Annotated in this window: 11 protein-coding genes; 9 read left to right on the forward strand and 2 right to left on the reverse strand. The window is 68.9% G+C overall.

Annotated features, from left to right (window positions below):
* Window positions 1-31 precede the first annotated feature (31 nt).
* The 9 genes from AB4Y74_RS02795 (at window position 32) to msuE (ending at window position 9,657) form a co-directional block, all read left to right on the forward strand.
* A complete protein-coding gene (locus AB4Y74_RS02795) occupies window positions 32-1,306 on the forward strand; it encodes a sensor histidine kinase (RefSeq protein ID WP_441797595.1) in 1,275 nt (424 codons plus the stop codon).
* Complete coding sequence (locus AB4Y74_RS02800) at window positions 1,303-2,541, forward strand: hypothetical protein (protein ID WP_441797596.1); 1,239 nt, start codon at window positions 1,303-1,305, stop codon at window positions 2,539-2,541. Before AB4Y74_RS02795 ends, AB4Y74_RS02800 begins: the two co-directional genes overlap by 4 nt.
* Window positions 2,538-3,239, forward strand: a complete 702-nt coding sequence (locus AB4Y74_RS02805; RefSeq protein ID WP_441797597.1) for a response regulator transcription factor — start codon at window positions 2,538-2,540, stop codon at window positions 3,237-3,239. Before AB4Y74_RS02800 ends, AB4Y74_RS02805 begins: the two co-directional genes overlap by 4 nt.
* A 45-nt stretch (window positions 3,240-3,284) precedes the next feature.
* Complete coding sequence (locus AB4Y74_RS02810) at window positions 3,285-3,959, forward strand: thymidine kinase (RefSeq protein WP_441797598.1); 675 nt, start codon at window positions 3,285-3,287, stop codon at window positions 3,957-3,959.
* Between the two features lie 46 nt (window positions 3,960-4,005).
* Window positions 4,006-5,313, forward strand: coding sequence for a UDP-glucose dehydrogenase family protein (locus tag AB4Y74_RS02815; RefSeq protein ID WP_441797599.1), 1,308 nt, complete (start codon window positions 4,006-4,008; stop codon window positions 5,311-5,313).
* Window positions 5,314-5,380: 67 nt separating this feature from the next.
* Complete coding sequence (locus AB4Y74_RS02820; RefSeq protein ID WP_441797600.1) at window positions 5,381-7,258, forward strand: DUF4012 domain-containing protein; 1,878 nt, start codon at window positions 5,381-5,383, stop codon at window positions 7,256-7,258.
* Window positions 7,259-7,310: 52 nt separating this feature from the next.
* The gene (locus AB4Y74_RS02825; protein ID WP_441797601.1) at window positions 7,311-7,874 is read left to right on the forward strand and encodes a hypothetical protein; all 564 of its coding nucleotides are present in this window, start codon (window positions 7,311-7,313) and stop codon (window positions 7,872-7,874) included.
* Window positions 7,875-7,962: 88 nt separating this feature from the next.
* Window positions 7,963-8,979: an LLM class flavin-dependent oxidoreductase gene (locus AB4Y74_RS02830; RefSeq protein ID WP_441797602.1), complete on the forward strand. Its 1,017-nt coding sequence runs from the start codon at window positions 7,963-7,965 to the stop codon at window positions 8,977-8,979.
* Between the two features lie 84 nt (window positions 8,980-9,063).
* The gene (gene msuE / locus AB4Y74_RS02835; RefSeq protein ID WP_441797603.1) at window positions 9,064-9,657 is read left to right on the forward strand and encodes an FMN reductase; all 594 of its coding nucleotides are present in this window, start codon (window positions 9,064-9,066) and stop codon (window positions 9,655-9,657) included.
* 91 nt (window positions 9,658-9,748) lie between these two features.
* Here msuE and AB4Y74_RS02840 read toward each other — a convergent pair whose 3' ends face one another.
* Window positions 9,749-10,729 (reverse strand): metallophosphoesterase, encoded by a 981-nt coding sequence (locus tag AB4Y74_RS02840; RefSeq protein WP_441797604.1) that lies wholly within the window; start codon window positions 10,727-10,729, stop codon window positions 9,749-9,751.
* Window positions 10,729-13,254 carry a transglycosylase domain-containing protein gene (locus tag AB4Y74_RS02845; protein WP_441797605.1) on the reverse strand — a complete coding sequence of 842 codons (2,526 nt, stop codon included), beginning with the start codon at window positions 13,252-13,254 and terminating at the stop codon, window positions 10,729-10,731. The genes AB4Y74_RS02840 and AB4Y74_RS02845 overlap by 1 nt, the downstream gene beginning before the upstream one ends.
* Between the last annotated feature and the right edge of the window lie 18 nt (window positions 13,255-13,272).

Consider the following 13,272-nt stretch of genomic DNA (forward strand, 5'->3'; position numbering starts at 1 on the left):
ATGCCATAATCCGGAAGGGACCGAGGCGCGCTTGGCCCAGAAGGGACGGGTCGTCGTGTCGCTCGGTCTGCCCAGCCACCTGGCGCGACCGGCGAACTCTCGGGCGCTGGCGACCGCGGCCCGCTGGGCCGGCCTGGTCTGCCTCGGCGCCGCCGCCGTCAACGTGGCTACATCGAGCGTGACCGGTGACAGCCTCACGTCCTGGGTCAGCCTGGTCGTGCTGGTCCCGATGGTGGCACTGCTCCTGGTGCTGGCCCGCGGACGAACGGCGGGGCTCACGGTCGCCTATCTCCTCGTCGGCACCGTCTGTACCTACTTCTACGTCGTGGCACTGTTCACCGCGACCCCCGCCTACCGCGACACCAACCTCTTCGTCATCGCGCTCCCCGTCGTCGCGATGACGCTCGTCGGCGGCACCGGCACCGGCGCGCTCGCCGGCATCCTGTGGGCGACGCTCGGATTCGCGCTCGCCGAAGCCGCGGTCATCGTCGGCGCGGCCACCACCGGCCGTGCGTACGTCCCCGACGCCATCTCGCTGGGAGCGTACCTGCTGCTGGTGGGCATCCTGGCTTACGACGGTCTCACTCGCGGAACGCGCACCCGGGCGCAGTCCGCCCTGCACCGGGCGGTCCGCGACGCGCGGCTCGTCGATCTCCGGCGGGAGATCGTTGCCGCCTCGACCGCCGACCTTCACGACACCGTGCTGAGCGAGCTGGCCGCCGTCGCCGGGTCGAGCCCTGGTCCGCTGGACGAGCGGCTGGCTCGCCGGATCGAAGCCGACCTGCGCGGGCTGGGCGGCGAACTGACCGCCACCGGGCGAGGGGATGTGGCGGGAGGCGGCGACCCCGACTTCCCGTCTGACGTCGACCCCTGGTACGACAGCGAACTGCACCGCGCGATCGAAGCGGCCCGAGACGAAGGCCTCACCGTCGACATCTCCGGGGATCCCGGTTCCTTCGTCCGCCTCGACGAGGAGGTGCGACGCGCCGTCGGACTGGCCGTGCGGCAGTGCCTGGTGAATGTCATCCGTCACTCCGGCAGTCCCGTCGCCGAGGTCGCGTTGTCCGCCGACGCCGGGTCGCTCTCGATCATGGTGGTGGACGGGGGCAGCGGCTTCCCGGCCAACGGACCGGCGGCGGACCGGCTGGGCCTGCGGCAATCCGTGCAGGACCGCATCGCGCGCGTCGGCGGCAGCGTCGACATCTACTCCACCGCGGAGGTCGGGACGACCGTGATCCTGACGGTACCGACGACGCCGATTCACCCACAGAACCCGCGCGACACTCCCGAAGGCCGTGCCGGATGACCGCCCTCAACCCACGCACCATCGTCGGCGCGCGCTCGGTCGCCGTCGAGCGCACCCCGCAGCGGCTCGACCCGCTGGGTGCCCAGTCCGCGTGGCTCCTCGTCCCGCTGCTCGGTGCGGTCGCGGTAGCGTACGCCGTCTTCTCGACGGTTCGTCACTCCGGTCAGTTTCGCGACCTGACGCCCGCACTGGTCGGCATCCTTGTGCTCGCGCTCGCCGTGGTGGTGGCCGCGATCCGCACACATCCCGCTTTCGCACCGTTCGGCCGATGGTCGCACTTCGGCGTCATCGCGGGGGCGCTGACGGCGGCCTGTCTGTTCAGCGCCTCCGTCTGGGGTCGCAACGACCGCATCCAGGACGACTGGGGTCAGATCGCGGTCGCGCTGATGATCGTCGCCATGCCGCTCTACCGCCCGATCGGAGAAGTGGCGGGTTCGGCTGTCGTCTCGGCGGTGGTGCTCGGCGGTCTTGCGGCTGCGCAGCACTCCATCGTCATCAGCAACGCCCCTCTGGTCTACGCCACCGTGGCCGCCACGCCCATCCTCGCGCTGGCCGCGGGCGGCGCCGGCTACGCCTGGACGCTGACCGGAGAGACGCTTCGGTGGCGCGAAGTGGCGCGAGAAGGCCAGATCCGCCTGGAGGGGGAACTGCGACAGGCCGCCCAACGGATGATCTCGCAGGAACGCATGACGGCTCTCAACGCCGAGGCGGTGCCCTTCCTGACCGGAGTGGCGGGTCGCGATGCGATCACGGCGGAGGACAGGGACACGGCCCGGGCGATCGCCGAGCGCCTGCGCGACCTGTCGGTGCGAGCCGTCGAGCGCACCTGGCTGGAGGACACCCTCCAGCTCGCGCTCGGCCAGCGGCTGGCGCAGTCCATCCCCGCCGAGGGTGAGCCTCGTGATCGCGTCGACGACCCCGACCGCCTCGAGCGGGTCCTGACCACCGACCAGCGAGCCATCGTGGGAGCGCTCATCGCGAGCATCGCCGGGCGCCCCGGTCTCGACCCCTCCAGCGTCCGGATCGCGGCGAGCGACCCGGACCAGCCGTCGTTCACTCTGCGTGCCCGCGTCGACGAGCCGTGGAACGAGCTGCGCCGCGAACTGCTGCCGTTCGTCAGCTCCCTCAACGCGGCCACCATGCGCGCCACCATGACCGTCGATGGCGGCGAGCTGACCGTGCGATTCACTTACCCGGAGCGCAGCTTCCCTTACCCTGAGGGGAGAAGACAATGACACAAGCACACCCCGATCCGACCGCGCAGAGCCGCACGACCGCCCGCGACATCGAGCCGCCGATCCGGCTGGCCATCCTCGACGACCACGAGATCCTCCTCGACAGCCTTTCCAGCTGGATAGAGAAGAACGCTCCGGAGTTCGACCTCGTCGTGCGTGCGGGAAGCTGGCTCGAGCTGGTCCACAGTGACGCCTTCCCGACCGACCTCGTCATCATGGATCTGCAGTTGAAGGAGACCATCTCGATCGGCGCGCGCGTCCGCACCTGCCGCGCCGCGGGGGCGAAGGTGGTCGTGCTGAGCGCCGTGGACACTCCGGAGGATCGCGACGCCGCGCTCGCCGCCGGCGCGGTCGCCTACGTGACGAAGTCGCAGCCCATGGCAGAGCTGGTGGCTGCGGCACTCTCTGCGGTGGGCCGCGGTGTCGTGCGGACCGCAGCAGCCGAGCCGGCATGGCGGCCGAGACCACTCATCCCTCAGTCGGCGCGACCGCGCCTGAGCGACGGAGAGCGGCAGGCGCTCGTGCTCTACGCGGACGGGCGCACCACCTCCGAGGTGGCGCGCGCCATGAACGTCCAGTACGAGACCGCCAAAACGTACCTGCGGCGCGTGCGTGAGAAGTACGGCAAGGCGGGCCGCCCCACGAGTTCGCGCGCCGATCTCATCCGTCGCGCCGCCGAGGACGGCTACCTGACCTGACGCGGCGTCGCCGTTCTCACAGCGCCGTCCCTCTAGGATCGTTGCGTGGCAAAACTGTATTTCCGCTACGGCGCGATGAACAGCGGCAAGAGTACGGCGATGCTCCAGGCCGCCTACAACTATGAGGAGCGCGGGCACCGCGTGCTGCTCGCGAAGCCGTCCATCGACACCAAGGGCGACCTCGGCATCCTGTCGCGGCTGGGCGTCACCCGTCAGGTCGACTTCCTCATCACCCCCGATACCGATGCGTACGGAGCTTTCCAGCGACACCGCGAGCGCACGATCAAGCGCTTCGACACCGACGTCAGCGCGCTGCTGGTGGACGAGGCGCAGTTCCTCACAGAAGCACAGGTCGACGACCTGCTGCGGATCGCGCTGCTCGACGGTGTCCCGGTGCTCGCCTACGGCATCCGCACCGATTTCCAGACCGTCGCCTTCCCCGGAAGCCGTCGCCTGCTGGAGGTGGCCCACAGCCTCGAGGAACTCAAGACGATCTGCCGCTGCGGACGCAAGGCGATCTTCAACGCGCGCAAGATCGACGGGGTCTTCGTCTTCGACGGTGACCAGGTGGCGATCGACGGCGCCTCGGTCTCCTACGAGTCCCTGTGCGGCAACTGCTACCTGCAGGAAAGCCGCGGCGTGCTCAACAACGGCCGCAGGCACTGGCCCGTGGATGCCGCGCCCGCGTACGTCGACGAGCCGGACCCGGACTTCACCTGAGCCGGCCCGGTTCCTGAAGCCCCTCCAGCTGAGAGAAGTGGACACCATGAGAATCTCCGTGATCGGCTGCGGCTACCTGGGGGCCGTCCATGCCGCCTCCATGGCGCATCTCGGCCACGATGTGGTCGGCATCGATGTGGACGAGGCGAAGATCGCCTCGCTCTCCGCCGGTCGCGCGCCGTTCTTCGAGCCCGGACTTCCGGAGGTGCTGCGGTCGGCGACGGAGTCCGGCCGACTCCGCTTCACCACCGACTTCGCCGCCGCCGCGGACGCGGACGTCCATTTCGTCGCTGTGGGGACGCCGCAGATCGCTGACGGCGACGCCGCCGACATGCGGTTCGTCGACACCGCCTTCGCGTCGCTCCTGGAGCATGTGAAGGACGGCGACGTGATCGTCGGCAAGAGCACCGTCCCCGTGGGTACGGCAGCACGCCTCGCCGCAATCGTGGCTGAAAGACAGCCGGGTGCCACCCTCGCCTGGAACCCCGAGTTTCTTCGCGAGGGCTTCGCGGTCACGGACACCGTCAGCCCCGATCGCCTGGTCTACGGGGTTCCGGAGGGAGAGGCCGGGAAGCGCGCCGCGCGCCTGCTGGACGAGGTCTACGCGTCCGCCGTCGGCTCGGGCACTCCCGTCATCGTGACCGATTACGCGACCGCCGAGCTGGTCAAGGTGTCGGCGAACGCCTTCCTGGCCACGAAGATCTCGTTCATCAACGCTATGGCTGAGATCGCCGAGGTGACCGGCGCCGATGTGACGCAGCTGGCGGACGCGATCGGGCACGACGCGCGGATCGGCCGCCGCTTCCTCAACGCGGGCGTCGGTTTCGGCGGAGGGTGCCTGCCGAAGGACATCCGCGCATTCAGCGCGCGGGCGCGTGAGCTCGGCCGCGGGGATGCGGTCCAGTTCCTCGACGAGGTCGACAAGATCAACCTCCGGCGGCGCACCAGGGTGGTCGAAATGGTGCGCGAGGAGGCCGGCGGGCTCGCCGGGGTGCGCGTCGGTGTGCTCGGCCTCGCCTTCAAGCCGCACTCGGACGATATCCGCGACTCGCCCGCGCTGGAGATCGCTCTGCGTCTGGCGGAGGCCGGCGCGATCGTGACGGCGACCGACCCGCAGGCGGTGGAGAACACCCGCCGCCGTGCGCCGCAGTTGACGCTGGTCGACTCGGCCGAGGATGCCGTGCGCGATGCGGATGTCGTGCTCCTGATCACGGAGTGGCCGGAGTTCACCGGGCTGGACCCGGAGGCCGTGGGCGAGCTGGTCGCGCATCGGACGATCATCGACGGCCGCAACTCGCTTGACCGCGAGGCGTGGCGTGCCGCCGGGTGGACGTATCGCGGCCTCGGCCGCTGAGACGGGCCTCATCGTGTGCTCCCCTTTGGGGGCCGCCGCAAAAGTGAGGATTTGTTAGATTTGTCGTATGGCGACAGATCTCACCGAGCCCGACGCGCCGCCGCGTGCCGACCGGGAAGCACTGCCGGGCGCTCCGCGGTCCCGGCGGATGCGCCATCCTGTCGTCTTCTGGGTGCTCGTGGGTATCGCCGCTGTCCTGGTGTTCGTCGTCGCCTGGATCGGTGTTCGCGGATTCCTCGCCCAGCGCGCGCTCACTGACGCCGTTCCCGCGGCCGACCACATCAAGACTTCCGTCGCCTCAGGCGACCTCGCCTCCGCGGGGCGTGCGGCCGGCGACCTCCGCCGGAAGACCGAACAGGCGGTCGCCTTGACGTCCGACCCGATCTGGAGGGCGGCGGAGGTCGTTCCCTGGGTCGGGCCGAACCTCACGGCGGTGCGAACCGTGGCAGCTGCGTCCGACACTGTGGCTGCACGTGTGGTTCAGCCCCTCGTAGCGGCCGGTTCCGCGATCAACCTGCGCGCCCTCGCCATCGACAAGGGTCGGATCGACCTCGCTCCGATTCAGGCGGCGCAGCCGGCCGTCGCTCGGGCGCAAGCTGCCTTCGCGACGGCGCACGCCAGCGTGACGGCCATCCACACCGATGAGCTCCTCGGCCCGGTCGCGAGCGGGATCGGACGCCTGCGCGGTGTCCTCGACCAGGTGGGGCCGGGCATCGACGCGCTCGGGAATGCCGTCCGGCTGCTTCCTGCCATGCTCGGAGCGGACGGCCCGCGCGACTACCTCCTCGCGGCTCAGAACCCCGCCGAGTTGCGCGCGACTGGCGGCCTGGTCGGCGCCATCGCACTCGTCCACACCGATCAGGGCGCGGTGTCCCTGCAGCGGCAGTCCGCCGGATCGGCCATCGGTCCGTGGAAGACCCCGGTCGCCGACGTTCCCCTGAACACTCAGGGTCTCTACGGCCCGCTGGTCGGTCGCTTCATGCAGGACGCGAACCTGACCCCGGACTTCCCGGTCGCCGCGTCCACCGTGTCCCGGATGTGGACGACGAAGTACGGAGGAAAGGTCGACGGCGTCATCGCCATGGACCCGATCGTTCTCAGTGCGCTGCTGAAGTCGACAGGCCCTGTGACGCTGCCCGAAGGCGACCGGCTCACCTCGTCCAACGCGGTGAAACTCTTGCTGAGCGACGTCTACCAGCGGTATTCGGATCCAGCCCAGCAGGACGCCTTCTTCGCGAGCGCCGCCAGCGCAGTGTTCGGCAGGCTGTCGACCGGGGGTGTGGATGCCGCGAAGCTCGTGAGCGCGCTGGCCGCTGCCGGCGAGGCGCGTCGCGTCTTGATCTGGAGTGCCCACGACGGCGACCAGAGAACGCTTGCGGGAACGACCCTCGCCGGTGGCCTCCCCGCTTCCCAGACGCCGTCGTCGGGGGTCGGCGTCTATTACAACGACGCGACCGGCGCGAAGATGGACTACTACCTGGCCACATCGGTCGCCGCGGGCTCCAAGGTGTGCCGGGCCGACGGCAGGCCGTCGACAGTGGTGAACGTGACGCTGACCAACCGTGCGCCGGCGGACGCGGGCGCGACGCTTCCGCGGTATGTCACCGGTGGTGGGACTTACGGCGTACCGCCGGGTTCGATCCGCACGCGGGTGGCCGTTTATGGCCCTGCCGGTTCACTGCTCGCCGCTACCCAGAGCGAGGGCCGCGGTTACGCGACGGTGGCCGGCGTCGACCGCTCCCATCCGGTGAGCGTGTTCACGGTCGAGTTGGCGCCGGGCGCCTCCCAGACCGTGTCCGTGCAGTTTCTCAACTCGCGTGGATCGTCGACGAAACTCAGCGTCGTTACGACTCCGACGCTTCCGGGGGACGGGTCGACCCCCGATATGGGGGCACAGAACACCGTGGCGCCCATTGTCGTTCAGTGCTCTTCCGTCGTAAAGTGAAGATTACTCAACTACCCCGACCGTGAGCCGGGCCCAACAGAAAGGCGGGCCGATGTTCAAGAAGATCCTGGCGGCGATCGCCGTGAGCGCGGGACTGCTGCTTGCGGTCCCAGCTGCCGCGAACGCCGCCGACTACACCGCCGGTGCCCAATGCTCCTTCGACGCAAGCGTCGCGCAGGCTGGAGGCACCGCCACACTGATCTGCATCCCGGGGACGTGGTCCCCTGGAGAAGCGATCGACTGGACCGTGACCGGGGAGAACGGGGCATCGTTCCGCCTCGCCTCGTTCAGCACGGCAAACAGCAGTCTCCACTTCACCAAGCACTCCAACGCCGACGGCAGCGATGTCCTGACGGTGACCATCCCGGCGTCCGCGTCGGGCACGTACAGCGTCGTCGGACGCGGCCAGGCCAGCGGGCACATCTGCCCCGCCTCCCTGACCGTCCTCCCGGCGGACCAGTACAGCACCGCCGTCGACCCCGGCGACAACGGGCTCGCCCACACGGGCTCGACCATCGCCGTCTGGGCGGTGTGGATGGGCGGCTCGCTCGTCATCCTCGGACTGATCGCCCTGGCCATCATGGCCTGGCTGCGAAGGGTCCGGACGGAGTCCTGACGCACCAGCACCACCCCGATTCGATTCCCGGTCGGACCCCACAGGTCCGGCCGGGAATCGTCGCGTGGGGGGATGCGTTGCGCTTGAGGTGAGCGCCACCACCATCCCCCTCAACGTCCTCGACCTCGCCAGCCGCCCAGCCGGAGGCAGCAACGCCGATGCGGTGGGCGGCACCATCCGGCTCGCGCAGGCCGCGGAGGCGCTCGGCTACGAACGCTTTTGGGTCGCCGAGCATCATGGCATGCCAGGCATCGCCTCCAGCGCCCCCGCCGTGCTCATCGCCGGCGTCGCGGCCGCGACCGAACGCATCCGCGTGGGCAGCGGCGGCGTCATGCTGCCCAACCACGCGCCGCTGGTGGTCGCAGAGCAGTTCGGCACCCTCCGCGCCCTCTACGGCGACCGCATCGACCTCGGCATCGGCCGCGCGCCCGGCACGGACGGCGCGACCGCCATGGCGCTCCGCCGCAGCCCCGAAGGTCTCGGAGTCGAAGACTTCCCGCAGCAGCTCCTCGACCTGTTCGGCTTCTTCTACGGCGGGATGAGCGACGCCAACCCCCTGCACGGCATCACCGCCGTCCCCGGTCTCGGCGATGCGCCCCAGGTGTGGCTGCTCGGCTCCAGCGGCTTCAGTGCCCAGGTCGCCGCGGCGCTCGGACTGCCGTTCGCCTTCGCGCACCACTTCGCGGGTGAGAATACCGAGGCCGCGCTCGATCTGTACCGTTCGCGGTTCGAGCCCAGCGACATGCTCGGTGAACCGCACACGATGATCGCCGTCAACGTCGTCTCCGATGAGGATCCTGAGGTCGTGCGTGCGCTGTCCCTGCCTGGTCAGCTGTCGTTCCTCCGGATGCGACGCGGCCTGAAGCCGGAGCCGGTCAGCGTCGAGGAGGCGCTCGCCTACGAGTTCACGCCTCTCGAAGAGGAGTTCATCGCCTCCCGGAACGCCCGTCAGGCGATCGGTACGCCGACCGAGGTCAAGGCGCGGCTCGACTCCCTGCTCGCCTCCACCCAGACCGACGAGCTGATGATCTCGTCCGGCGCCGCGACCGTGGAGGGACGCATCCGCTCGCTCGAGATCGTCCGGGAGCTGTACCCCGCTGCATGACGGACCGTGACGGCGACCCGCGCGGTCGCCGTCATCGGCAGGTACCGTGGGGCCACATCCCGGATCTGAGCAAAGGCGGTACCCATGTCGCACCCACTGACCGTGGTCGGAGTGAGCGGAAGCCCGACACATCCGTCCCGGACGACCGTGCTCGTGGACGACGTCACGCGCTCGTACGCGGAGGCCGCGGGCGGTGTCGCCCGCACCATCCAGCTCGCTCCTCTGCTGCCCGAGCTCGGTGCCGGACCCTTCCGCAGCAGCCTCAGCCCGATCGTGACCGAGGCGCTGGAGGCCGTGGAGACTGCGGACATCCTGGTGGTCGGGTCGCCCGCCTACCGGGCCACGTATACGGGCCTGTTCAAGCTGTTCTTCGACCACGTCGGTCAGTACGCCCTCATCGACAAGCCGGTCGTCCTCACCGCCACGGGCGGCAGCGACCGCCACGCTCTGCTGGTGGAGCACCAGATGCGCCCGCTCTTCGGGTTCTTCCAGTCGTTGACGGTTCCGTTGGGGATCTACGCCAGTGAGAGCGACTTCGCCGACTACCAGATCCGGTCGGACGACCTGCGGCAGCGCATCGACACGGCCGTCGCCCGTACCCTGCCGCTCATCCGGGCGAACGTCGACCCAGAGGCGCAGCTGGCAGAGCGCGAATTCGCTCGGCCGGACGCTTTCTGAGCGTCGCGTTCTCGGCTGGCAACTGCCGCTGTCGCCTGAAACGACGAAGTGCCGGAGCGGAACGCACCCGCCCAGCGGTCGCAGCAGGCTGCTAGGACGCGGCAGTCAGCGTCACGAGCGACGCCTCCGGACGGCACGCGAACCGTACCGGCGCGAAGATCGACGTGCCCAGGCCGGCCGACACGTTCAGGTAGGCCGAACGGAAGGCGTGGCGCCAGACGTTCAAGCCTTTCACCTGGGCGCGAGGGATGTCGCAGTTCGTCACGAGGGCACCGAAGCCGGGCACGCAGACCTGGCCCCCGTGCGTGTGGCCCGCGAAGATCATCGAGGCGCCGTAGGTCACGAACGCGTCCAGGACCCGGCGATAGGGGGAGTGGGTGACCCCGATCGTGACGGCCTGCCGCTGTCGGCTCGGACCGGCGTCCGGCCAGGTGTTGTCCTCTGAGAACGGGTCGTTCTCGCGGAGTTCATCCAGCGCGCCAGGGATCGACTCGACCCGGTCGAAGCGGATGTGCGGGTCGTCGACTCCGAAGAATTCGAGGTGGGTGCCGCGCACCTCGAGACCGGCCGCGCGGTTGTCGAGATCGGTCCAGCCGAGGTCGCGGAAGAACGCCGTGAGGGCGGCCGTGTCGAGCCGGGCTGCCGTGGGGCCCTTCTTCTTCGACGGGCCGAGGAAGTACTTGAGCGGGTTCTTGACCTGAGGACCGAAGTAGTCGTTCGACCCGTGCACGAAGACGCCCGGAATCCCCTGGAAGCCCTCGTAAGCGGCGCGGACACCCTCGAGGCCCCGGGCGTGGCCCAGCACGTCCCCCGTCTCGACGATCAGGTCCGGCTTCAGCCGGGCCAGCGATCGGATCCACTCCTGCTTGTCCCGCTGCCACGGGGCCATGTGCAGATCCGACAGGTGGAGCACCCGGATGGGCTGGGCGCCGGCCGGCAGAACGGGAACACTCACCTCGCGGAGCGTGTAGGCACGACGCTCGACCAGGGAACCGTACGCGAACGCGGCGGTGCCCGCCGCGGCCACGAAGGCCAGGGCGGACGCCGCCGGACGCAAGGCCGTGCGCGCCACTAGCCCTTGGCGCCCGGTGTCGGCGGAGCGCTGGCTTCAGCCAGAGCCAGGGTTACCTGGGTTCCCGGCTTGGCCGGTGCATTGCCGGCCGGATCCTGAGCTTGCACGATCGCGGTCGGGCTGTTGCCACCAGTTGTCTTCACCTTGAAGCCGGCGGCGGTCAGCGCCGCAAGCGCGTCGGAGTACTTCTGCCCGACGACGTTGGGAACAGCGACGAGCGAACCGTTACTGGTGAAGAGGGTCACCACGGTGCCCTTGCTGACCTGGGTACCGGGGGCCGGGTCGGTGGCCGAGACGGCGCCTGCTGGCACGACCGAGTCCTGCGGACCGCCGTCAGCCGAGTCGAGACCCAGACCCGTAAGAATGGACTTCGCCTCGTCGGGCGACTTGCCAGTGAGATCCGGAATGGCGACCTGGACCCCGCGGGTCAGCTTGTCCGGCGGTGCCGGGAAGTCGTCGCCGCCGTACTTGCCGACCGCAGCGGACATCATGGTGCGCATCACGGCCGTTCGGGCGCTGGCGGGGCTTGTGCCGTGCGTCGGGTACACCCTACGGAAGTCGACGTGACCCTGGATGTTGCCCACCCAATACGCTCCGGCGACCTTGGTGGTCGCGGCGACCAGCCACAGCTGGTCGTTGTACTCGGTGGTTCCCGTCTTTCCGAGCATGTCCTTGCCGGTGCGGTTCATACCGGACGCGGTTCCACCGCCCTGGAGCGGGCCCATGAGCGCCTTCGCCATGGTGTGGGCCACGGCGGGGTCGACCGACTGGCTGCAGGCGGTGGCCGGCGGCTTCACATCTTTACCGGTCGCGTCCAGGATCTTGTCGATGGCGATCGGCGTGCAGGTCAGGCCGTTGTTGGCGATGCCGGCGAAGGCCGTCGCCATGGTGAGCGGCGCGATGTAGTTCGTGCCGAGCACGGCTGCGGGGTTCGTGTCGAGCGGTTCCCCCTTGGCGGTGTGGACGCCGAACGCCTCCGCATCCTTCTTGATGTCGCAGAGGTCGAGCTGGCTCGCCATGGAGATGAACGCCGTGTTGATCGACTGCGTCGTCGCGCTCTGCGCATTTCGGATGCCGGTTTCGCCGGGGGAGTCGTTCTGCGGCGTGTAGGTGCCGTTCCATCCGCCCGTGCAGGAGTCCTTGAACGTCTTGTAGGTGCGGATGTTCGCGTTGACGGATTCGCTGAGCGAGTGGCCCTGCTTGAGCCATTCGGCGAGGGTGAACACCTTGTAGGTCGAGCCGACCTGGAAGCCGCCGGAGCCGCCGTACTTCTGATCGGTGGCGAGGTTGACGGAGGAGTAGTCGGTGCTGGTGTTCAGCACGTCCGGGTCTTGGCTGTACTTCTTGTTCTGCGCCATGTAGAGCACGCGTCCGGTGCCTGGCTGCACACCGGTGAGCACGCCGCCGATGTCGGCGCGGTTGTACGACGGCGGCACGTACGACGCGATCGTCTCTTCGGCCACCTGCTGGAGCTGGAGGTCGAGAGACGTGAACACCTTGTAACCGCCGCGGTTGAAGTTGGATGCGCGGGTGTCCTCGTCGGCGCCGAAGCTCGGGTCGTTGAGGATGATCTTTTGCACGTAGTCGCAGAAGTAGGCGGAGCCGCCGGCGGTCTGGCAGCCGCGGACGGACGGGGTGATCGCCGGCTGGATCGGCGTCTTCACCGCCTCCTGGTACTGCGTCTTGGTCAGCTTCTTGTACTGGTACATCTTGCCGAGGATGTAGTCCCGGCGTTCTTTGTTCTTGGCGTACCCGTCGGCCGCGCCGTTGGTCTTCGACGCGGGGTCGTCGACCTTCAGGCTCGTCGGCTCGTTCACGATCGCGATCAGGCTCGCCGCCTGCGCCGGCGTCAGTGCCGCCGCTGTCGTGTTGTAGTAGTACTTCGCCGCGGCCTCGATGCCGTACACGGAGCCGCCGAAACCGGCGATGTTGAGGTACCCGACCAGGATCTGGTCCTTGGTGTACTTCTTCTCGATGCCGATCGCGTACTTCATCTCCTTGACCTTGCGGTCCGGGGAGACGCCGGTGGAGTCATCCACGCACTGCTGGTACTTGGTCTTCTGCTCCTTGGTCTTGACCGGGAGCGCCTCGCACTTCTGCAGGAGCACGTTCTTGACGTACTGCTGGGTGATGGAGGAACCACCCTGAACACCGCCACCGCCGACCGTGGACAGCACACCGCGGACGGTGCCCTGGACGTCGATCCCGCCATGGCTGTAGAAGCGCGGATCTTCACCCGCGATCGCCGCATCCTTCGCGGCCTGCGAGATCTGGTTGAAGCCGACAGGCAGTCGGTTCTGGGAGTAGAACGTGGCCAGAGGGACGTCCTGGTCGCCGTTCTTCGCATAGATGGTGGTCGGCTGAGCGAGCTGATCGACGTTCAGGTACTCCGGGAGTCCCTCGAAAACGCCGATGCTGTTGTTCGCGGCCATCCCTGTGACCGCGATCGCGGGGGTGACGGCGGCGGTGACCAGAAGACCGGCCACGACGCTCATGCCGATGAAGGCACCAGTGGCACCGAGCACACCTCTAGCCTGTGGTTT

The sequence above is a fragment of the Leifsonia sp. RAF41 genome (genome assembly GCF_052114085.1).
Classification (GTDB): Bacteria; Actinomycetota; Actinomycetes; order Actinomycetales; family Microbacteriaceae; genus Leifsonia.

Bases quoted from the DNA above. Each gene is read 5' to 3' on its own strand.
- msuE (WP_441797603.1), top strand. From the start codon at position 9,064: ATGTCGCACCCACTGACCGTGGTCGGAGTGAGCGGAAGCCCGACACAT.
- AB4Y74_RS02825 (WP_441797601.1), top strand. From the start codon at position 7,311: ATGTTCAAGAAGATCCTGGCGGCGATCGCCGTGAGCGCGGGACTGCTG.
- AB4Y74_RS02805 (WP_441797597.1), top strand. From the start codon at position 2,538: ATGACACAAGCACACCCCGATCCGACCGCGCAGAGCCGCACGACCGCC.
- AB4Y74_RS02820 (WP_441797600.1), top strand. From the start codon at position 5,381: ATGGCGACAGATCTCACCGAGCCCGACGCGCCGCCGCGTGCCGACCGG.
- AB4Y74_RS02815 (WP_441797599.1), top strand. From the start codon at position 4,006: ATGAGAATCTCCGTGATCGGCTGCGGCTACCTGGGGGCCGTCCATGCC.
- AB4Y74_RS02800 (WP_441797596.1), top strand. From the start codon at position 1,303: ATGACCGCCCTCAACCCACGCACCATCGTCGGCGCGCGCTCGGTCGCC.